Origin of the sequence: Microbulbifer sp. CNSA002 (genome assembly GCF_047324085.1) — a bacterium.
Classification (GTDB): domain Bacteria; phylum Pseudomonadota; class Gammaproteobacteria; order Pseudomonadales; family Cellvibrionaceae; genus Microbulbifer.
The window spans coordinates 2,386,740-2,407,016 of sequence record NZ_CP172449.1 but is presented as its reverse complement, the minus strand read 5'-3'; the positions used below and the strand labels follow the sequence as shown (position 1 = coordinate 2,407,016).

Sequence of the window (20,277 nt, the reverse complement as noted above, 5' to 3'; positions counted from 1 at the left end):
TATACGTACGCTGAGCAATAAAGGCTATATCTAAACAGACCTAGATGTGACTATTGAGGCAAGCCCTGTCTCACATTGATAAAAACACAGCCTTTTTTCTCAGATAAAAAACCTACCGGAAAACACAGGAAAAGCGGAAGAAAACTTAATATCAGGATGACTGAGATTAATATTCGCCTATAAATTTAAATATATAGGGAATATAAAATTTTATTGGAATAAAAATTTAAAACCGATTCCTAATCAGTTTTTAGATAAGGAAAATAAAAAGGGGCCTAAAGGCCCCCTATAAAGAAATCACTAAAGTCCTAAAAGCTATCGCCAGGTATTCGCACCCAACCTTCCATTAGGATTCGAGCGCTGCGACTCATAATAGCCTTGGTAGCAGCCCACTGACCTTCGACCTCTTTGGCTTCAGCACCCACACGCAAGGTACCCGATGGGTGGCCGAAGCAAACAGAGCTGCGCTCACCCCCACCAGCTGCAAGGTTAACCAATGTGCCCGGGATCGCTGCAGCGGTGCCAATGGCTACTGCTGCCGTGCCCATCATGGCGTGGTGCAACTTGCCCATAGATAAGGCGCGCACGAGGAGATCGACCTCGGAAGATGCCACTGCCTTGCCGCTTGATGCAGTGTAATTCTGCGGTTTAGCGACAAAAGCAATCTTAGGGGTGTGATGGCGATTAGCAGCTTCTTCAATGGTAGAGACCAATCCCATCTTTACTGCACCGTGAACGCGAATGCTCTCAAACATCGCCAGTGCTTTGCTGTCACCATTGATAGCCTCCTGCAATTCAGTGCCGGTGTAGCCAATAGCTTCTGCATTGACGAAAATTGTCGGAATGCCAGCATTGATCATGGTGGTCTTGAGCACACCTACATCGGACACTTCCAGATCATCGATCAGGTTACCGGTAGGAAACATGGCACCCTCACCGTCGGCAGGGTCCATAAATTCCACTTCCACTTCAGCCGCCGGAAAAGTCACTCCGTCCAGCTCAAAGTCCCCGGTTTCCTGAACTTCACCATTGGTCATAGGTACATGGGCAACAATGGTCTTGCCAATATTGGCCTGCCAGATGCGCACGGTGCAGATGCCATTTTCTGGCACTCTCGCGGGCTCTACAAAACCGCTATTGATCGCAAAGGCACCCACAGCGGCGGTTAGATTTCCGCAGTTACCACTCCAATCAACAAACGGCTTATCGATAGAAACCTGGCCAAACAGGTAGTTCACATCGTGATCGGCTTTATCGCTGGACGACAAGATTACCGTTTTGCTGGTGCTTGAAGTAGCGCCACCCATACCGTCGGTTTGCTTACCGTAGGGATCCGGGCTGCCAATCACGCGTAGCAGCATATTATCACGGGCCTGCCCCGGCACTTGTGCAGCTTCGGGCAGATCTTGTAAGCGGAAGAAAACACCCTTGCTGGTTCCCCCGCGCATATAAGTCGCGGGGATTTTTATTTGAGGAGCAAACTTCATAACTCAGACCGTCGCTTCTGCTTCGAGGAAGTCTTTAGCAAAGCGCTGCAAAACACCCCCAGCCTCATAAATGGAAACCTCTTCTGCGGTATCCAAACGACATTTAACAGGAGCCTCAATCGTCTCACCATTGGCGCGGTGGATAAGCAAGGTCAGCGTGGCATGGGGAGTGCGCTCACCGATTACGTCGAAACTCTCGGTACCGTCGATACCCAGGGTTTCACGGGTAGTGCCCGGCTTAAACTCCAGCGGCAATACACCCATACCGATCAGGTTGGTGCGGTGAATTCGCTCGAAGCCTTCGGCCACAATCGCTTCCACACCCGCAAGGCGCACACCTTTCGCAGCCCAGTCACGGGAGGAGCCCTGCCCATAATCGGCACCCGCAATGATAATCAGAGGCTGCTTCCGATCCATATAGGTCTCGATAGCTTCCCACATGCGGGTAACCTGCCCTTCCGGTTCGACTCGAGCCAGGGAGCCCTGACGGACCTCGCCGTTATCATCGCGCACCATTTCGTTGAGTAGCTTCGGGTTGGCGAAAGTTGCACGCTGGGCAGTGAGGTGGTCGCCACGGTGGGTCGCGTAGGAGTTAAAGTCCTCCTCCGGCAAGCCCATCTTCGCCAGGTATTCACCGGCAGCACTGCTGGCCAGAATGGCATTGGACGGAGACAAGTGGTCGGTAGTGATATTATCACCCAGCACCGCCAGCGGGCGCATCCCCTTCAAGCTGCGCTCGCCTGCAAGGGCACCTTCCCAATAAGGTGGGCGGCGGATATAGGTGCTCATCGGACGCCAGTCGTAGAGTGCATGGCCCTGCTCTTCTGCGGCATCCCGCTCTTCGAACATCGGAATATACACATCGCGGAACTGCTGTGGCTTCACGCTCTGACGTACGATCGCATCGATCTCTTCATCGCTGGGCCAGATATCTTTCAGGGTAATCGGGTTGCCATCGGCATCGTATCCCAGCGTATCTTTTTCAATATCGAACCGGATGGTGCCGGCAATAGCGTAGGCAACGACCAGCGGCGGTGAAGCCAGGAAAGCCTGCTTGGCATAGGGGTGGATACGACCGTCGAAGTTGCGGTTTCCGGACAGGACAGCGGTTGCATACAGGTCGCGATCAATCACTTCCTGCTGGATTTTCGGGTCCAGGGCACCGCTCATACCGTTACAGGTGGTGCAGGCGAAAGCCACTACGCCGAAGCCCATCTGCTCCAGATCCGGTAGCAGGTCGGCCTCTTCCAGATACATTTTTACCGTTTTGGAACCCGGTGCCAGGGAGGACTTGACCCAGGGCTTGCGGGTCAGGCCGAGCTTGTTCGCATTGCGGGCAATCAGGCCTGCGGCAATCATATTGCGCGGGTTGCTGGTATTCGTGCAGCTGGTAATCGCCGCGATAATCACAGCACCATCGGGCATCTCACCAGCTTTCTCTTCCCAGGCCTTAGCGATACCGCGATTTGCCAGTTCCGAGGCCGGCAGCAGCGCGTGAGGGTTGGAGGGGCCAGCAAGGTTACGACCTACTGTGTCCAGATCGAACTTCAGTACGCGCTCGTATTCGGCATCCTTCAAGGTATCGGACCAGAGGCCCGTTTCCTTGGCAAACTTCTCTACCAAAGCTACCTGCTCATCATCGCGGCCGGTGAGTTTGAGGTAGTCGATGGTTTGCTCATCGATAGAGAACATGGCCGCAGTCGCGCCATACTCCGGAGTCATATTGGAAATAGTAGCGCGGTCCCCCAGGGTCAGGTTGGAAGCCCCTTCACCATAGAATTCCAGGTAGGCTCCGACCACACGCTCGCGGCGCAGGAATTCAGTGAGAGCCAATACCAAGTCGGTACCAGTAATACCCGGCTGCAACTTTCCGGTGAGCTCCACTCCAACAATATGCGGCAGACGCATATAAGAGGCGCGGCCAAGCATCACGCTCTCAGCTTCCAGGCCGCCAACACCCACAGAAATCACACCAAGAGCGTCTACCATCGGCGTGTGGCTGTCGGTACCGACGCAGGTATCCGGGAAGGCCACGCCCTCGCGCACCTGCACCACCGGAGACATTTTCTCCAGATTGATCTGGTGCATGATGCCGTTACCGGGGGGAATCACATCAACGTTTTCAAATGCGGTTTTGGTCCAGTTGATAAAGTGGAAGCGATCTTCGTTACGACGCTCCTCTACCGCACGATTTTTTTCAAAAGCATCCGTCTCAAATCCGGGGTGCTCTACCGCGAGGGAGTGATCCACAATCAACTGGGTGGGAACAACTGGATTTACCTTGGCGGGATCACCGCCTTTATCGGCAATGGCATCGCGCAGACCGGCCAGGTCTACCAGCGCGGTTTGGCCGAGGATGTCGTGGCACACCACTCGGGCTGGAAACCAAGGGAAGTCCAACTCGCGCTTGCGCTCAATAATCTGTTTCAGGGAGTCGGTCAGTTTTGCCGGCTCGCAGCGACGCACCAGGTTTTCCGCCAGAATACGTGAGGTATACGGCAGTTTGGCATAGGCTCTGGGCTGGATCGCGTCAACAGCGGCTCGGGTATCGAAATAATCGAGGTCTGTACCGGGCAGTGATTTGCGGTAATCAGTATTCATAGCAGGTAAATCAGTCGAATCTTTTTTTAAAATCGTATCTCTTCTGAGGGTGGCTCCAGGCCACTCACCAAAGGCAACCTGGAGCCGGCACACCGGGTGTGCCTCATTTCAAAAGTGAAATGAAAATTAACCGCGCTCAGCGATTGGAGTTACTGTACGGGGTTCAACACCTACGTACTCCGCACTCGGGCGAATAATGCGGTTATCAGCGCGCTGCTCGAATACATGTGCAGCCCAGCCGGTAACGCGGGACATTACAAAAATCGGGGTAAACAATTTTGTGGGAATACCCATAAAGTGATACGCGGAAGCGTGGAAGAAGTCTGCATTACAGAACAATTTTTTCTCGCGCCACATCACTTCTTCACAGCGAACAGATACCGGGTACAACACGGTATCACCAACATCTTCAGCCAACTTTTCAGACCAGCCTTTGATAATCTCATTGCGCGGGTCGGACTCGCGGTAAATGGCGTGGCCGAAGCCCATAATCTTCTCTTTGCGCTCCAGCATGCCCAGCAGTTCTTTCTCTGCTTCGTCTGGATTGGCGAAACGCTCGATCAGTTCCATTGCCGCTTCGTTGGCACCACCATGCAGAGGACCACGCAGAGTGCCGATAGCACCGGTAATGCAGCTGAACAGATCGGACAAAGTGGAAGCACAAACGCGAGCGGTAAAAGTAGACGCGTTAAATTCGTGCTCTGCATACAGAATCAGGGAAACGTTCATGACCTGCTCGTGCAGTTCATTAGGCTTCTCATCGCGCAACATATGCAGGAAGTGGCCGCCAATGCTGTCGTCATCGGTTTCAGTTTCGATACGCACATTGTCGTGGGTGAAACGGTACCAATAGCAGATTATGGAGGGGAATGCGGCCAGCAGGCGATTGGCTTTATCCAACTGCTGGGCGAAGGATTCTTCACCTTCCAGGTTACCCAACATGGAACAACCGGTGCGCATTACATCCATCGGATGGGCATCAGCCGGAATGCGCTCAAGCACTTCTTTTAATGCCTGCGGCAGGCCACGCTTGGCTTTCAGCAGCGCCTTGTACTCCGCCAGCTCTCCCTCAGTGGGTAATTCCCCATAGAAAATCAGGTAGGCAACTTCTTCAAACTCACAGTGCTGGGCCAGATCTTTAATATCGTAACCGCGGTAAGTCAGGCCGGAACCGGATTTGCCCACTGTAGAAAGTGCAGTTTTACCTGCTACCTGGCCGCGCAGACCAGCACCGCCCAATGCTTTCTCTACCATCTTCTTATTTCCCCTGTTGTATACACATTTGCTGTGTTCATCCAATTGAAAGCGCAGCGCCCGGCTTCTGCACCGGGCTGCTTGGGAGCCTCTGAATAACTCCGTAATGCCTACTTATTGAAAAGTTCGTCCAGCTTCTGTTCAAACTCGTGATAATTCAGGTAATCGTACAGCTCCTCACGAGTCTGCATGGTGTCGACAACCGCTTGCTGATCGCCATTTTGCAGGATACTGGTATAAACATTTTCCGCCGCGCGGTTCATCGCACGGAACGCCGACAGTGGATACAGTACGATATCTGCGCCCGCTTCGCCCAAATCTTTGGCGTTATACAGCTTGGTTTTACCAAATTCGGTAATATTCGCCAAAATCGGCACATTTAGCGCATCTTTAAAGGCACGATAGTGCTCCAACTCAGTAACCGCTTCTGCAAAAATGCCGTCGGCACCAGCCTCAATACAGGCCTGGGCGCGTTCAATAGCCGCATCGAGTCCTTCCTGTGCAAAGGCATCAGTGCGAGCCATTACAAAGAAATCGTCATCGGTACGGGCATCTACTGCCGCTTTGATACGGTCGACCATCTCCTGCTTGGAAACAATCTCTTTATTCGGGCGATGGCCACAGCGCTTCTGCGCTACCTGATCTTCGATGTGTACCGCAGCGGCACCAGCGCGGATCATCTCTTTAATGGTGCGGGAAATGTTGAAAGCGCCGCCCCAACCAGTATCGATATCCACTAAAAGCGGCAACTCACTGGCAGCAGTTATACGGCGCACATCCTCCAGTACATTATCGAGACTGGTCATACCCAAGTCCGGCAGACCGTAGGAGGCGTTGGCAACACCGGCGCCAGACAGGTAAATCGCCTTGTGACCAATACGTTCGGCCATAATGGCGGAATAGGCGTTGATGGTACCAACCACTTGCAGCGGTTGATTCTCGGCGAGTGCAGCGCGGAAACGCGCGCCAGCAGAAGGCTTTTGGCTCATGCTCTACCTCAGTTTCTTTTCAATGTTTATTCTCGAGGCGCGGATATGCCGGCGCATTAACAGCTCCGCCAGCTCACCATCCCCGGCCTCAATGGCCTCAATAATATGATTGTGCTCGCGGAAAGCCCGCTGGGCCCGGGGACTGGCCATCCCCAACTGGTAGCGATACATACGAACACGGTAATAAAGTCGATTGCACAGGGTATCGATCAGAAGATCATTCTTTGATGCCTGCACGATACGGAAATGAAAATCAAAATCCCCTTCCGGCTGGAAGTACGCCTTACCGGCCTGCAGCTCTTCCTGCTGCTCATGGTGATAGAGCATTTGGCGCAGCTCGACCAGGTCTTCCTCGGTGCGCTGTTCCGCTGCCAGACGGCAAGCCATACCCTCGAGGGCTTCGCGAACTTCATAGAGTTCCAGTAAGCCGCGCTCACTTAACTCTACAACCCGGGCTCCGACATTGACCTTACGTTCCAGCAGTCCCAAAGACTCCAGGCGCATCACTGCTTCGCGCAAACTCCCGCGACTGGCATTAAAGCGACGCGCAAGTTCCGGCTCGCTAATTTTGCTGCCAGAGGCGATTTGCCCCTCCACAATTTCAGCGCGCAAAGTCAGAAATAAGCGTTCAGCAAGGCTTTGACGCTCCTCTGAAGCTGAACCGGCAGTACCAACTACAGTCATGCAAGACCTGGATTGTCGACAATCTTAATGGGGCATGACATTAAATCACCAGCATTCTCTCGTCAACTGCAGGCATCCCCGATTAAACATTAAGGATTGTTGACAATAGGGCAAAATAGGTGACTTTCAACAGAGCAGTAGTCTTGCCATGTTTAAGTGGGCATAATAGCGCCCGCGCCAGATGAGCCTGTTCGACTAACGCGAGCGCTCTATGCTTTATTTGGGGCTTAGGGAAAATCCCACAGAAAGAATATCCAGGCCTCGGAACAGCGCTTGTTTTAGGCTGCCACCACCCAGGTTACAGACAGAGTTATGCCGAAGAGTATTATCAGGCGATGGCTGCCAAGCCCCGAAGAAGTTAGAGCCAACAACGGCCTCAAATTTCTGGGGACTCTTCTCCACGACCCCAACCTTTTTCATTTGAACCGACACTCAGTCTCGGTCGCATTTGCGGTTGGCGTATTTACCAGCTTCCTCCCTTTGCCAGGGCAAATGGTTATTGCCGCCCTGCTCGCACTTTGGCTGCGCTGCAATCTACCTTTGTCGATGATTCTTGTATGGATCAGTAACCCGATCACCATGCCGGCTATTTTCTTTAGCACTTACAAGCTCGGCGCCTGGGTTCTGGGGGCGCCACCGGTGGATTTCAGCATCGAACTGTCGTGGGAATGGTTGACCAGTGAAGTCGGGAAGATCTGGCTGCCACTATTTACCGGTTCTCTGATTGCCGGGGCATTCTTCGCGACAGTGGCCTATTTTGCCATGCGTGCCCTCTGGCGCTGGCACGTTGTGAAAAGATGGAAATTGCGAATCCAAAGGCGATCAGCGGTCAGTTAACTTTTCCCACTGTAAACCCTCTGCAGGCACCAACAGGCAAAAGCCCCTGAGGCAATTGCCAGCAATGCCTGCAGGTAATACTCGGTAAGAGCACCTAGCACCAGAGCTGCAATAGCTCCAACAAATAAAGCCTTGCGGGCCACCTTAATTTTAGCGGTAGCCGCAGCCAACGCGGCCGCCCACACCACCATAAACGCTGAAAGCACCGCTCCCAGTGAAACAATCCAAATGGGCCAGATCTCCCACCCCTCTGCGTAGCAAACGGAACCACCACTCATATCAGGCGGACAAAATACCCGTAGGTACCACCCATTCAGCATCAAGGTAAAACAGGCAGCCAGCACCCAAGCCAAAATTGCGGCGGGCACCGGCAGATATCTTCTGAAAATTGAGACCCTACCCAAAAGCCCAGCCCGAGTTACTCATTGCGCAAGGCCGCTGCCGGCTGAACCCGGCTGGCCTTAAAGGCCGGATACAAAGTTGCCAGCAAGCTAAGCAGAAAGCCCGCCGCCACAACCAGTGCCACGTCTGCCCATACCAACTGGGACGGCAAATAATCCACGGGATAGACATCAGACTTTAGGAACTGAATGCCGAGCATTGATTCCAGCCCCGCTACCAATTTGGTCACCGTCAGGGAGCCTAACACCCCCAACGCACCGCCAACTACAGCCCCCACAAGCCCGACCAACGCCCCCTGACTCACAAAAGTCAGCAAAATCTGCCGGGTACTGGCACCCATAGTGCGGAGGATGGCGATATCAGCATGCTTATCGATGACCACCATTACCAAAGTGGAAACCACATTAAAAGCGGCAATCGCAATAATCAGGAAAACCAGTAACCCCACCAGGTTGCGGGACATTTGAATAGCCTGGTAGAGATTGCCGTGGGTTCGGCTCCAATCAGTACCGTAGAAATTGCCCCGAGGCAAGTCTTGCAGAAGACGCCGCATAATCCAGTTGGCCTCGAGCATTTCATTGACCCGTAACTGGACCCCTGCCCCACCGCTACCTCCAGCCAGAGTCCTGGCCTGCTGCCAGGAAACCAAGGCGAGAGATTGGTCCAATACAGTGCCAGAGTGAAAAACCTGCGCCACTTTAAATCCAGCAACCCGGGCTGCCTTGCGTGCACCGGTGGCACTATCGTTATTTGGCACAATCAGGGAAAGGTAATCACCCGCCTCAACCCCCAACTTTTCCGCGAGCCCTTTACCCAGAACCACACCCGGTTCAGACGGATCAAGCAAGGCATCGAAGGATGAGGATTCAAGAAAGTCCCCGATATTGGAGACTTCGGTAATTGTCTCCGGGTTGACCCCCTGCACCAACAGCGGCGTCACTTCAGCCCCACGCTTGGCAAGCGCATTGACCTGCCACACTTCTGCCGCGGAGAGAACCGCAGGGTCGGAAACCAATTGTTGGCGCAACTGGGCCCAATCCACATCAGGGCTCCCGTTGTAAATAGTGACATGGGGCATGATTCCCAGGATTCGCTCGCGCAACTCCCGGTCAAAACCATTCATCACCGACATCACCACAATCATCAAGGCAACACCGAGGATCAAACCAATCATCGATAAACCGGAAATGAATGAGACCAAACCGGCCGAATCGTCATTTCTGCGCTGGGCACCGGCATAGCGAAGCCCAATATAAGCGGGAAGTGGCTTAAACATGATCACCCTGGTGCCAGTCAGCGGTCAGCCGCCCATCGATCAGATGCAGACAGCGATCCAGGGCCGCCGCCAGATCCGGGTCATGGGTAACGATCACAAAGCTAATTCCCATCTCCTGATTCAAGCGATCCATCAATTTGTGGATCTCTGCCCCCGTAGCCCGATCCAGATTGCCGGTGGGCTCATCCATCAAAACACAGGCGGGTCTTGTCACCAGTGCCCGGGCAATGGCCACCCGTTGCCGTTCACCGCCAGAAAGCTGTGATGGCTTGTGCCCCATGCGTTCACCCAGGCCTACCGCCGTGAGCATGGCCTCGGCCTCTTTGCGAGCTTCGGCAACTGAACGCTTGCCGATCAGTAATGGCATGGCGACATTTTCCAGGGCGGAAAACTCGTTAAGCAAATGGTGAAACTGGTATACAAAACCGAGACTGCTATTTCTCAACCAACCCCGCTCATTGGCGTTGAGTTCAGCGAGATTCTTACCCGCAACCCAGACCTCACCGGAGCTTGGAGTATCGAGGCCACCAAGCAAGTTGAGCAGTGTCGATTTACCAGAGCCCGAAGCGCCGACGATGGCCAATTTCTCGCCCCGCTTTACCTCAAGCTCAACACCACTCAGAACCTCCAGATCCCGACCTCCCTGGCGATAATGTTTGCGCAATTGCCGACAAGCCAAAACAGCACCATCCGGGGCCGGAGCTGGCTGTGCTTTTTCCGTATCTATTTCCACTCGACTGTTCATCAAACTATTCGCTGTCTCTCAACATCTATAAATCACGCCAACAACAGATCGGCCATGGATTTATATAAATTATTCGTAACGCAAAGCTTCCGCTGGCTCAATCTGTGCCGCTCGCCAGGCAGGAAATATCGTTGCCAACAGACTCATACAAATTGCTGCCGTTAACACCACTACCGCATCGCCGACGCGAAATTCAGAAGGCAGGTAACTAACAAAGAAAACACGGGGATCAAATATTTTGACGCCTACCACCGACTCAATCCAGGTCACCATTTCAGTCAGATTCATCGCTATCACGATGCCTAAAACAGCACCGGCAAAAGCGCCGATAATGCCAATGGCACTGCCCTGAATCACAAATACCGCCATAATCTGACGGGAGGTCAGCCCCAATGTTCGCAACACTGCAATATCGGAGCGCTTATCCGCAACCATCAGTACTAATGCGGAGACAATATTGAATGCGGCCACGGCGACAATGATCATCAGCATCAATGTGACAACGGTCTTTTCCATTTTAACTGCCTGGAAAAGACTTCCCTGGGAATCCCCCCAATCTTCACCCTGAAAACCTTCGCCCAGCTCATCTGCATAAACAGAAACAAGTCCCAGCGCATTGTCCATATCGTCAAAGCGCAACTGCAGCCCCTGGACCTTACCCGTCATCCGGGTCAGGCGCGCAGCATCTTCAATATTGATCAGCGCGAGATTCTGATCCACCTGCGCACCCACAGAGAAAACACCGGCAACCGTGAAACGCTTTGTTCTGGGGAATATACCGGCGGGGGTCACGCTGACTTCTGGCAGGGTCAGTATTACCGAATCTCCGGGAATCACATTGAGCTGATGGGCAAGGATTCGTCCCAGAACCACCCCGTAGCTGCGGGGCTCGAGCAAATCCAGGTTACCCATCACCATATGCTCACCGACGGTAGACACCTTGCGCAGCGCTTGCGGTTCCACACCTTGGAACTGGGCACCGTGACTGCTGCCATGAGCACTCAAAAGGGCGTAGCCATTCACAAAAGGGCTGGTCGCTTCGACATGTGGCTGAGCTTCCAACTGCCGTGCAGGTGTCTCCCAGTCCACAAGACCGCCTTCCCGCTCTATAAAGCCGTGAGGTACAACACTTAGTATTCGGGTTTTAAGCTCACGATCGAAGCCGTTCATAACAGAAGCGACAACGATCAACGCAAAAACACCAAGGGCCATCCCTAGTAGAGAAAAGCCATTGATAAAGGAAATAAACTGCTGCCTGCGGCGGGCAGCCACGTAGCGCAGACCAATAAATAGGGGAACAGGTTTTAACATAGGGTCGATTTAAACGGAAAAACGTCAGGAAATCCAAAGATTTAGGCAAGTTTACCGAACGTTGTAAGTCTTGAGCTGGGCCTTCAGGCGCTTCAACGCCTCTTCATCCCACTCCTCCGGCTCTGTAAGGGCGAGCCACGCCAAGGTGTATCCCCACGGGGTATACCGATGGCCAAAAGATAACGGAGCGAGCCCTACATTTAAGTCTGCCAGTAGCTGCAATCCGGTAACTAGAGGGTACCACTGGAGATCCGGCGATACATCAGGTCCTCTGGGATGGTTCAACCAGTCGGGCCTTTCCAGCGCCCAGCGCACACTAAAGAATACTATCGGGTCACTGGCGTGCTGCAAAAATGCAATCCTGAACTCACCCCATGGCTCACGACCAATATAGCCTCCGTACTGATTACCAAAGCGCACCACCTCCCCCCCTTTGAACTCTGGCAGCCAGGCGGGAGTGCCCGGATCTCGATTTCTGACAATCCGGCTCCACATGCCTACACCGAGGGGCGGCCCAGCCCAAAGGGCTCCATCAATCGGGTCATCGATAATGTCATAGAAGTCGAAGGAGTCTTCGGAAAGTTGAGCACCAAGACTGAGGCCAAACAAGTAAACTCGGGGCCGCTCATCTTCTGGCAACTCCGTCCAATAATCATAAATGACCTTAAACAGTGCTCGCGCCGACTCAAGCCCCTCAGAATCATCTGCCATCAGCGCTATCGGGCTGGATAAATAGGAGTACTGCGCCGCAACAGTGGCGGTATTACCTCGATACAAAAACTCTAAAGAATTTACGGCACCGGGATCAACCCAGCCGGCGCCGGTTGGAGTTGCCACTAACAAGATCTCACGCTGGAATGCACCAACCCGCTTTAATTCCTCCAGCGCCAACTGAGCGCTCTTCATGGGCGTCACAGCACTATCAAGGCCAACGAAAACCCTGATGGGCTGTACTGCAGAACCAGCCACCTCTTTTATTTCTTCCGCTGTCGGCCCCAGCGTTAAGAACCGGCGCCCTTGATTGCCAATGTCATCCCACTTAATCAGCGAATTGGCGCCACCAGGAAGATTGGGGTCTGCCGGAGGGGGAATACTTTTCGCATAAGAATTATCTAGCCGCTGATAGGTCGATGAAATCACATGCAAACCTGCTTTCAACAGCACCCCATTAAAAACAGCCCAGTAAAGGAGCACAGCCGCCAACACACCCACAAGCATCGCCACTCGCTCGGGCACATGCTGCTCCACATAGCAGGCCACCAGGAGAACTATTCTCTGAAACCCTTTTCCCAAGCACCACAACACCAGGAACATGAGGAGAGATATTACAGCGATCGTAATAGGCTCTACGGTACCAACCTGCTCCATCCCCATAAGGGCGCGGATAGAGTTCTGCCACTTCACTCCCTGCCAGAGAGAAACAAGAAAAAGAAGGAGACATACGGCTAATACACTTCGATCAAATAGACGTCTTTGCCATGTGGAAATCGGCAGATTGGGGATACCCAGGTATTTCCAAAGCCAACTCAGAAAGACGCCGAAAACATAGCCGACAAAGAATGCAACGCCGCCCAGTATTCCCTGCATTACATCACTGCGAGGAATAAGGGATGGCGTAAGGGAGAGCGCAAAGCAGATAGAACCAATAAGAAGGCCGAGAATTGAAAAGGTATTAACCAGCCTCATTCTTGTCCGCTCGACAAGCCAAGCATAATTAACAGCCTAGCATAGGCGCCTCGGCAATCAGCCACCCTCTGCTGCTCAATCGATTCAAAACTCGAAGTAATAACGCTGCAAGAATATAGGCGCCAACTCATTGCACCAAATATTCCAAAGAGGCGCATTTGTTTCTATTTTTGGCGCGAAAACGTGAAGAAGAACAGGAGCATTGGCGGAAATTCTGTTTTAATGGGACGGCTAATGGAACATCTACACCGGAGAACAAAAAATGTTCAGCAGACTCCGCAGCGGATTGAATTGTCTCGCTGGCTCAATGGCACTACTTCTTACTTTTGGCGCTCAGGCGACAACCATTGAAGTACCCGTAGGCACCCAGGGTGGGGAGCTCACCATTGAAGAAGTCCGTGGGCTTAAAAAACATGATGTGACCTCACGCCTGGGAGAACCCCTTGGTATTGAGGGGCCAATTGGCGAACCCGCTATCACGCGCTGGGAATACGGCGAGTTCTACGTTTTCTTTGAACAGGACACCGTCCTACACACAGTGAAAAAACCCAGCGGCTGATCTAGCACATCCTGGCAGGCGCTCAACTGAAGCTGCCTGCCTCACCCAAAGTGAAGCACCCCACTCTAGCTGCAGCTGCAAGATAATTCAGCCCCGCCCTTTTGCTGATTCGGAAATTTAAGATCACAGCAACCTGAATCAACCACCTCCAACTGGAGTTACAAGCCGTGCGCTATATCGCCATTCTGCTTTTTACATTAACCACTATTGCCCAGGCTGAAGTCACCCTGGTGGAAGTGATTAAGTCCGAAAACAAAATGCTCTTGCTCGATGGCGACAAGGTTATAAAGAGCTACCATGTAGCCTTCGGCGGGCAACCCCAAGGACACAAGCAGCAGGAAGGCGATGAAAAAACCCCCGAGGGACACTACACGCTGGACCACAAAAAAGAAGACTCCTCTTATTATCGGGCAATGCATATCTCCTACCCCAATGCCGAAGACCGCGCTCAAGCTGAGGCTCGGGGAGTCTCGCCAGGTGGCTTCATTATGGTCCATGGCCAGCGCAATCGACTGGGCTGGCTCGCTCCAATCACCCAACGTTTTAACTGGACTGATGGTTGCATTGCCCTTACCAATGACGAGATGGATGAGTTTATGGCTCTCGTAAAAATCGGCACCCCCATTGCAATCCGCTGGTGAGACATCACCAATATAGAGGCCATAACAGCTCTTCAAAGTCCTTAGGGAGATTTTGAAGAGCTGCCCGATAGCCAAGGGACTGGATTTCCCCTCTACAACCAGTCAATATGCCCGCCGTAACTTCACCTTGGTGGGGTGGTCAACTTTTAGGCAAGCTGACAGAACACCACCTTCCGGACTAATGAGAAACCGATAGAAAATGACAGTAAAAGTCGAATCCGTAGATAGCCTATTGAAATCCAGCGGTCGCGAGGGCGAAGAAGTCCGCGTTCAAGGCTGGATCAGAACCCGCCGCGACTCCAAAGCCGGCCTCTCTTTCCTGGCCGTACACGACGGCAGCTGCTTTGATCCGATCCAGGTCGTTGCTGAGAATCACCTGCACAATTACCAGTCAGAAGTGCAGCGCCTGACTACCGGCTGCGCGGTAGATATCCTCGGTACCATCAAACCATCCGAAGGCAAGGGACAGTCTATCGAACTGCTCGCCACCGAAGTCCAGGTTGTCGGCTGGGTGGAAGACCCGGATACCTATCCCATGTCCCCCAAGCGCCACACTATGGAGCACTTGCGCGAACACGCTCACCTGCGCCCGCGCACCAATGTCAGTGGTGCCGTAGCCCGCGTACGTAACTGTATCGCCCAAGCGATTCACCGTTTTTATCACGAGAACGGCTTCCTCTACGTGCACACCCCAATTCTCACCGCTTCTGACTGTGAAGGTGCTGGCGAGATGTTCCGGGTCAGTACCCTGGATATGGAGAACTTACCGCGCACAGATAAAGGTGCAGTGGACTACAGCAAGGACTTCTTCGGCGAAGAGAGCTTCCTCACTGTATCCGGCCAGCTGAATGTTGAGAGCTACTGCCTGGCCATGTCCAAGGTGTACACCTTCGGCCCCACCTTCCGTGCAGAAAACTCCAATACCACTCGCCACCTGGCAGAGTTCTGGATGGTTGAGCCGGAAGTTGCCTTTGCAGACCTGGCAGATGTAGCCGATCTCTCTGAGCAAATGCTGAAGTATGTATCCAAGGCGGTACTGGAAGAGCGTGCCGATGATATGGCCTTCTTTGCCCAGCGCATCGACAAGGAGGCTATCAGCCGCCTGGAGAATATCGTCGACAACGATTTCGCCCGCATCAACTACTCCGAAGCGATTGAAATCCTGGAAAGCTGCAAAGAGAAGTTCGAGTTCCCCGTATCCTGGGGTATTGATTTGGCCTCTGAGCACGAGCGCTACCTGGCAGAGAAGCACTTCAAAAAGCCAGTTATCGTGATGAACTATCCGAAGGATATTAAAGCCTTCTACATGCGCATGAACGACGATGGTAAAACTGTTGCCGCAATGGACGTTCTGGCACCGGGAATCGGCGAAATTATCGGCGGCGCCCAACGTGAAGAGCGTTTGGAGAAGCTCGATGAGCGTATGGATGAAATGAATGTACCCAAGGAACACCTGGACTGGTACCGCGACCTGCGCCGCTACGGTACAGTGCCTCATGCGGGCTTTGGCCTGGGCTTTGATCGTATCGTGTCCTACGTGACCGGCATGGGCAACATCCGCGATGTAATCCCCTTCCCGCGCACACCGAAGAACATCTCGTTCTAAATAAAAAGCCCCGCAACGCGGGGCTTTTTATTTCACATACAAATCTTCAAGCGCTCAGCCCACTTGCTGTAGCAATGATGTCATCGCTCGCCTTTTCACTGATCATATAGACCGGCACCACAATGAAGAAACCGGGGATTCGGGGGAATACCGAAGCATCCACCACCCTTAAATTATTGGTGCCGTGAACCCGGAATTTACTGTCGACAACTGCCATAGGATCACTGGCAGGCCCCATTTTATTGGAACAGGAAGCGTGATGTCCCCAAGCTTGGTTCTTAACAAAATCGCCAATTTGCTGATCTGACTGAACCTCATTACCGGGCAATAATTCCCTGGAGACCTGCTTGCTCACAATAGGGCCCGACATAATATCCCTGGAAATTTTTACCCCCTCAACAACTGCCTGAAGGTCTTCTCCCAGAGCATCATTACCCTCACCAAAATAGTGGAAATTGATTTCAGGTGTGTCCCTGGGATCAGCAGATTGCAGGGTCACACGCCCGGCGGTATTGTTCGTATGGCCTTTCAGTACAATCCAGGAGAAACGGTCTTTGTAGTCCCGCAATGCCTGGGAGTACCCGGGAAAGTAGCCGTGGAAGTCGGAGGGCACTCCGAAAATAAACAAGTCGGGATCTTCCAGCTCCGGCTTGGAACGTTTAACCAGAGACAGTACCGGACCATTTCCACTGTAGGGCCCCTGATTGAACCAACCATAGCGATAGCGATTTAAGCATGGATCATTCCCCTCTCCCCAAGTGCAATCTTTAAGAAGGGCAAGATCCTCACTCATCTCACTAACGATTCCGACCTCATAGCGATCCTGGAGGTTCTCTCCTACCCCAGGCAGATCTACCAGGGGCTCTATGCCGTGATCTCGGAGCTCATGGGCGGGACCAATTCCCGACAACTTGAGAAGTTGCGGGCTATTGAAGGCCCCTCCAGACAAGATAACCTCGCGATTTGCCCGCACTTGCCTCAAGACTCCGGCAGTACCACTTTCGTCATGGTAAGGGTCTGCCTTATACAGGCTCGCCCCCTCTAAAAACTCCACCCCAACAGCAGTATTCCCCTCAAACAACACACGAGTTGCCAGTGAATTTGTACGAATATGAAGCAAGTTTGGGTAAACTGACTGGGTATCCAAGAGGTATTCGCGCACACTGGTACGGCGGTTTCGACTATCTGCTGCCATAGGGGCGATAAAAGGCCCTTCCTGGCCACTGGCCACGTCCCAATGATTGATATCCAGGCGAAGATTGCCGCTGATAATTTTTTCCAAGGCCCCTTCGAGCCCATATTTGGCCAGCGCAGCCTGGGCAACTTTCAAGATCGCCGGGTCTTCCAGCAATAACGCGGGGTTGCCGCGATTCGTAGGCAGCCAACCATCAAAACCGTGGCGGGATGGGTTGGAGAAAATTGGGCGGGGCACATATTCACAACGCTCTAAACGCTCAAAATATCGCCGCATATTTGCGCTATCCCAGGAAATATCCCCTGTATCCCGTGCTATGCGGTCAAAATCATTGTTATGTGGATAGACCGTAATCAGTGCATGGTGCGTGGTACAACCACCGATAGTACTCGCCCGTGGGTAGAGGATTCCCTTCCCGGAAACATATTTTTCGTCCAGTTGCTGCTGATTGATATCCGCATAATGCTTAACAAAAAAGTCCCAGCTCAATTTGGGGTCTTCAGACGCAAAGGGGTGCCATGCTGGAATATTATGGGTGTCATCACTGGGGTCATCAGCACCAGCTTCCAACACCAAAACAGAAAATCCCGCCTTTGCCAAATTTACCGCTAATGGCCCCCCACCCGCACCCGACCCAATAATCACGTAGTCATATTGATCATAGAAATTCCGATCCAACATTGAGAGAGCGGAAACCAATCCTGTTGAAGCCGCGCTGGCAGCAATTCCCAGTTGCATCGCCCCTTTAGTGAAATTTCTACGGCTAATTTTTTTACTCGACACTTTTTTGTCAATCGAATCCTTCTCTTCCATAGTGCTTATCCATTTTTATAGGTTGTATCCGAGATAAGCATTATGCACGCCAGCTTTTGCAATTCTGTCTTACAGGGATTGCTTTAATCTAAAACTCGACCTACTTACCAGCGCCAGGATGTATCACATGCCTAAAAGATATATCGACGCAAGACTTCTTAAATGAAATTAAATAAACCTCTCCCATTCCACCTGAAAACTCCAGAAGAGAAGCACCTGTGAGGCATCAAATAAAAAGGCAAACAAGTTTTTAAGCTAGCCAAAACCAGAGTTCACGATTCAAAATTCAACCAACCAGATAAACCTTCAAGCACCACCTCAAAAAGGAAATATAAATAAATTTGAATAACTGCAAGGCAGTTTATTATTTTAAGCATTACACCAACGCTTAAAATAATAAATTACCCAGTCCGGCAAGTAACAAACTCAACTCACAATGGCGGTTTTCGTGAATTTTCTACACAATCAGTCGCTGGAATATTCTTAGCCCCCCTATTGAGAGCTTAAAACATTGCCCAAAGTATCAATCTGTCTATATGATGCAATCATCGAATTTGATTGCGATTTTTGGAATAACAACTAGATTAATAAACACTAAAAAATAAAAGCGATCCGATTCAACCCAAAATGCTCAGGAGCATCGGACACAAGTTTTAGTTGATGACCGTGAGAAGGAGATCAGAATGTCTGGAAAAGAGCTCTATATCACCTACGAAGAACTTTTAAAACTCGAGAGTTTTAGAAAACCTAACTCAACACCAAGAAAACCACAAAACATTGATACCACCCACCTTGATGATATCGAAGTAATCATTGCCAACGGCAAAGGAATTCAAGCTCTCGATAGAGAAGCTATCAACAAACTACCACTAACAGGCTGGGTTTGTAGATTTCCCGCCCACATTCACCCCCCCAAAGGGTTGAAACTCGTTCAAGTCAGCGAGCACCTATTGAATATTGCTCCGGCTAGAAATATGCCGTTGCAAAAATTTGAGGCTTTAGTCAAGGAGCTCACTATCAGCGCCATCACAATATTCAAGAAGCAAGGTCGAGCCGTCTGATATATGACCCTGATCACGGCCGACTGCAAAACGGTATGCTATTGAGCTACCGTTTTGCTATCTCTCCACTAAGCACTTACCCCCTAGCCTATTAATTTCTGAAATGCGATTAGCTTCCTGATGTAAGCTCGCATTTCCGGAGTATCAAATTTCCCCTGATAACGATCAGGATCGTTGACTGAGCGCCCCTTAATACCGGGACAGCCGCCAAATCGTATTAGTGTGGAAAAAGCAGGCATTAACTGCAACTCTTCTACCGAAGCCTTGATTTCTAAATCCAAATGATCTGAGTACTCTTCAATATATCTGGAAACCGCCCCCATACCTGAAAGTGTTTGTGCACAAACCATATTCCCAACTGTCCCAAACTTGGGGAATCGATGAACTTCTTTAAAGTCCACCTTATCAAAGCTGGCCAATAGATTTTCCTTCAATACCAACTCGGCAAACTCCAGGTGCTCCCCCTTTTTGGGTTTCAAGCCTGTCACCTGGTAGTGGAGCGCCTCAAAGGGAACAAAAAGATTGCTCCACCCCTTTTCAATTTTTGAAATTGCATATTCCTTATAAGCAGTTTTTTCCTGATGCTTATCGATAGTCTGAAAGATTGAAAGCGCCAGACCAACAACTGCCACCCCGGCTGCAACACCGCCTATCCTGGTTACCCTTTTCAGGCCAATTTGGGTTTCATCCCATGTTTTCCCATGAATTGCCAAAAGAGCCGCGATAGCTGTAAGTCCATGCCCTAAAATAGAAATAGTCAGATCCATAAGCTCCCCCAGAAAAAGCTCAAATTTCAATATGCACTAAAAATCAAATCTTGGTATCACTATCTATCGGTACCAGAAAATTTCAACACAGTAGATACACGCCACATTGCGAAAATCACCGCCAGGCTATCTGTTTTCATTAATGGGCAGGAACAAATAGAAAGATACACTTACTCAGAAAAGCTAATCAATAAGTTAAAATTACTATTTTTAGACGGGAGCCTTATAAGAAACCCAAAACAAAACAATCGTACCCATTTGGGTTCACCTCATCGCACACAATTAAATAGCAATATACGAAGCTTGCACTTTTCCCGTGGATTTAATTAGAAAGTAGGCAGAGCAATAAGGGACAAAGGTTGA

At 51.5% G+C, this 20,277-nt stretch carries 17 protein-coding genes; 5 read left to right on the top strand and 12 right to left on the bottom strand.

Features of this window, described 5'->3' with window-relative positions; all coding sequences use genetic code 11:
• Window positions 1-308: 308 nt before the first annotated feature.
• From prpF to ACG1BZ_RS10790, 5 genes are all read right to left on the bottom strand, one after another.
• Entirely contained in the window at window positions 309-1,487 is a 1,179-nt protein-coding gene (gene prpF / locus ACG1BZ_RS10810; protein WP_413665641.1) for a 2-methylaconitate cis-trans isomerase PrpF, read from the bottom strand.
• A 3-nt stretch (window positions 1,488-1,490) separates the two neighbouring features.
• Window positions 1,491-4,088, bottom strand: coding sequence for a Fe/S-dependent 2-methylisocitrate dehydratase AcnD (acnD, locus tag ACG1BZ_RS10805; RefSeq protein WP_413665640.1), 2,598 nt, complete (start codon window positions 4,086-4,088; stop codon window positions 1,491-1,493).
• 126 nt (window positions 4,089-4,214) lie between these two features.
• The gene (gene prpC / locus ACG1BZ_RS10800; RefSeq protein WP_282932635.1) at window positions 4,215-5,342 is read right to left on the bottom strand and encodes a 2-methylcitrate synthase; all 1,128 of its coding nucleotides are present in this window, start codon (window positions 5,340-5,342) and stop codon (window positions 4,215-4,217) included.
• 110 nt (window positions 5,343-5,452) lie between these two features.
• Window positions 5,453-6,331 (bottom strand): methylisocitrate lyase, encoded by an 879-nt coding sequence (gene prpB, locus ACG1BZ_RS10795; RefSeq protein ID WP_413665639.1) that lies wholly within the window; start codon window positions 6,329-6,331, stop codon window positions 5,453-5,455.
• A 3-nt stretch (window positions 6,332-6,334) separates the two neighbouring features.
• The gene (locus ACG1BZ_RS10790; RefSeq protein WP_282932633.1) at window positions 6,335-7,015 is read right to left on the bottom strand and encodes a GntR family transcriptional regulator; all 681 of its coding nucleotides are present in this window, start codon (window positions 7,013-7,015) and stop codon (window positions 6,335-6,337) included.
• A gap of 312 nt (window positions 7,016-7,327) precedes the next feature.
• Here ACG1BZ_RS10790 and ACG1BZ_RS10785 point away from each other — a divergent pair, with 312 nt between their 5' ends.
• Window positions 7,328-7,852, top strand: a complete 525-nt coding sequence (locus ACG1BZ_RS10785; RefSeq protein WP_413665638.1) for a DUF2062 domain-containing protein — start codon at window positions 7,328-7,330, stop codon at window positions 7,850-7,852.
• On the opposite strand, the gene ACG1BZ_RS10780 is transcribed toward ACG1BZ_RS10785, so the two are convergent.
• The 5 genes from ACG1BZ_RS10780 to ACG1BZ_RS10760 all read right to left on the bottom strand — a co-directional run bounded on the left by ACG1BZ_RS10780 (window position 7,849) and on the right by ACG1BZ_RS10760 (window position 13,272).
• The gene (locus tag ACG1BZ_RS10780; RefSeq protein ID WP_413665637.1) at window positions 7,849-8,220 is read right to left on the bottom strand and encodes a hypothetical protein; all 372 of its coding nucleotides are present in this window, start codon (window positions 8,218-8,220) and stop codon (window positions 7,849-7,851) included. The genes ACG1BZ_RS10785 and ACG1BZ_RS10780 overlap by 4 nt on opposite strands.
• Before the next feature lie 50 nt (window positions 8,221-8,270).
• A complete protein-coding gene (locus tag ACG1BZ_RS10775; protein ID WP_413665636.1) occupies window positions 8,271-9,530 on the bottom strand; it encodes a lipoprotein-releasing ABC transporter permease subunit in 1,260 nt (419 codons plus the stop codon).
• Complete coding sequence (lolD, locus tag ACG1BZ_RS10770) at window positions 9,523-10,275, bottom strand: lipoprotein-releasing ABC transporter ATP-binding protein LolD (RefSeq protein WP_413665861.1); 753 nt, start codon at window positions 10,273-10,275, stop codon at window positions 9,523-9,525. Before lolD ends, ACG1BZ_RS10775 begins: the two co-directional genes overlap by 8 nt.
• Window positions 10,276-10,344: 69 nt before the next feature.
• Window positions 10,345-11,586 (bottom strand): lipoprotein-releasing ABC transporter permease subunit, encoded by a 1,242-nt coding sequence (locus ACG1BZ_RS10765; protein WP_413665635.1) that lies wholly within the window; start codon window positions 11,584-11,586, stop codon window positions 10,345-10,347.
• Window positions 11,587-11,637: 51 nt separating this feature from the next.
• Window positions 11,638-13,272 carry an alpha/beta hydrolase gene (locus ACG1BZ_RS10760; protein WP_413665634.1) on the bottom strand — a complete coding sequence of 545 codons (1,635 nt, stop codon included), beginning with the start codon at window positions 13,270-13,272 and terminating at the stop codon, window positions 11,638-11,640.
• Between the two features lie 262 nt (window positions 13,273-13,534).
• Between ACG1BZ_RS10760 and ACG1BZ_RS10755 the strand changes: the two genes are divergently transcribed.
• The 3 genes from ACG1BZ_RS10755 to asnS all read left to right on the top strand — a co-directional run bounded on the left by ACG1BZ_RS10755 (window position 13,535) and on the right by asnS (window position 16,078).
• Window positions 13,535-13,831, top strand: coding sequence for a hypothetical protein (locus ACG1BZ_RS10755; protein ID WP_282932628.1), 297 nt, complete (start codon window positions 13,535-13,537; stop codon window positions 13,829-13,831).
• 167 nt (window positions 13,832-13,998) lie between these two features.
• The gene (locus ACG1BZ_RS10750) at window positions 13,999-14,472 is read left to right on the top strand and encodes a L,D-transpeptidase family protein (RefSeq protein WP_413665633.1); all 474 of its coding nucleotides are present in this window, start codon (window positions 13,999-14,001) and stop codon (window positions 14,470-14,472) included.
• 199 nt (window positions 14,473-14,671) lie between these two features.
• Window positions 14,672-16,078, top strand: a complete 1,407-nt coding sequence (gene asnS, locus ACG1BZ_RS10745; RefSeq protein ID WP_282932626.1) for an asparagine--tRNA ligase — start codon at window positions 14,672-14,674, stop codon at window positions 16,076-16,078.
• Between the two features lie 46 nt (window positions 16,079-16,124).
• On the opposite strand, the gene ACG1BZ_RS10740 is transcribed toward asnS, so the two are convergent.
• Window positions 16,125-18,086: a GMC family oxidoreductase gene (locus ACG1BZ_RS10740; protein WP_413665632.1), complete on the bottom strand. Its 1,962-nt coding sequence runs from the start codon at window positions 18,084-18,086 to the stop codon at window positions 16,125-16,127.
• A 683-nt stretch (window positions 18,087-18,769) separates the two neighbouring features.
• On the opposite strand from ACG1BZ_RS10740, the gene ACG1BZ_RS10735 reads away from it, so the two are divergent.
• On the top strand, window positions 18,770-19,147 hold the full coding sequence (locus tag ACG1BZ_RS10735; RefSeq protein ID WP_413665631.1) for a hypothetical protein: 378 nt from the start codon (window positions 18,770-18,772) through the stop codon (window positions 19,145-19,147).
• An 83-nt stretch (window positions 19,148-19,230) separates the two neighbouring features.
• Here the strand turns inward: ACG1BZ_RS10735 and ACG1BZ_RS10730 are convergent, their stop codons facing one another.
• Window positions 19,231-19,914: a hypothetical protein gene (locus tag ACG1BZ_RS10730; protein WP_413665630.1), complete on the bottom strand. Its 684-nt coding sequence runs from the start codon at window positions 19,912-19,914 to the stop codon at window positions 19,231-19,233.
• Between the last annotated feature and the right edge of the window lie 363 nt (window positions 19,915-20,277).

Excerpts from the sequence above, each read along its gene's own strand:
- prpF (WP_413665641.1), bottom strand. The coding sequence starts at position 1,487 with ATGAAGTTTGCTCCTCAAATAAAAATCCCCGCGACTTATATGCGCGGG.
- acnD (WP_413665640.1), bottom strand. The coding sequence starts at position 4,088 with ATGAATACTGATTACCGCAAATCACTGCCCGGTACAGACCTCGATTAT.
- prpC (WP_282932635.1), bottom strand. The coding sequence starts at position 5,342 with ATGGTAGAGAAAGCATTGGGCGGTGCTGGTCTGCGCGGCCAGGTAGCA.
- prpB (WP_413665639.1), bottom strand. The coding sequence starts at position 6,331 with ATGAGCCAAAAGCCTTCTGCTGGCGCGCGTTTCCGCGCTGCACTCGCC.
- ACG1BZ_RS10790 (WP_282932633.1), bottom strand. The coding sequence starts at position 7,015 with ATGACTGTAGTTGGTACTGCCGGTTCAGCTTCAGAGGAGCGTCAAAGC.
- ACG1BZ_RS10785 (WP_413665638.1), top strand. The coding sequence starts at position 7,328 with ATGCCGAAGAGTATTATCAGGCGATGGCTGCCAAGCCCCGAAGAAGTT.
- ACG1BZ_RS10775 (WP_413665636.1), bottom strand. The coding sequence starts at position 9,530 with ATGTTTAAGCCACTTCCCGCTTATATTGGGCTTCGCTATGCCGGTGCC.
- lolD (WP_413665861.1), bottom strand. The coding sequence starts at position 10,275 with ATGAACAGTCGAGTGGAAATAGATACGGAAAAAGCACAGCCAGCTCCG.
- ACG1BZ_RS10765 (WP_413665635.1), bottom strand. The coding sequence starts at position 11,586 with ATGTTAAAACCTGTTCCCCTATTTATTGGTCTGCGCTACGTGGCTGCC.
- ACG1BZ_RS10760 (WP_413665634.1), bottom strand. The coding sequence starts at position 13,272 with ATGAGGCTGGTTAATACCTTTTCAATTCTCGGCCTTCTTATTGGTTCT.
- ACG1BZ_RS10755 (WP_282932628.1), top strand. The coding sequence starts at position 13,535 with ATGTTCAGCAGACTCCGCAGCGGATTGAATTGTCTCGCTGGCTCAATG.
- asnS (WP_282932626.1), top strand. The coding sequence starts at position 14,672 with ATGACAGTAAAAGTCGAATCCGTAGATAGCCTATTGAAATCCAGCGGT.
- ACG1BZ_RS10740 (WP_413665632.1), bottom strand. The coding sequence starts at position 18,086 with ATGGAAGAGAAGGATTCGATTGACAAAAAAGTGTCGAGTAAAAAAATT.
- ACG1BZ_RS10735 (WP_413665631.1), top strand. The coding sequence starts at position 18,770 with ATGTCTGGAAAAGAGCTCTATATCACCTACGAAGAACTTTTAAAACTC.
- ACG1BZ_RS10730 (WP_413665630.1), bottom strand. The coding sequence starts at position 19,914 with ATGGATCTGACTATTTCTATTTTAGGGCATGGACTTACAGCTATCGCG.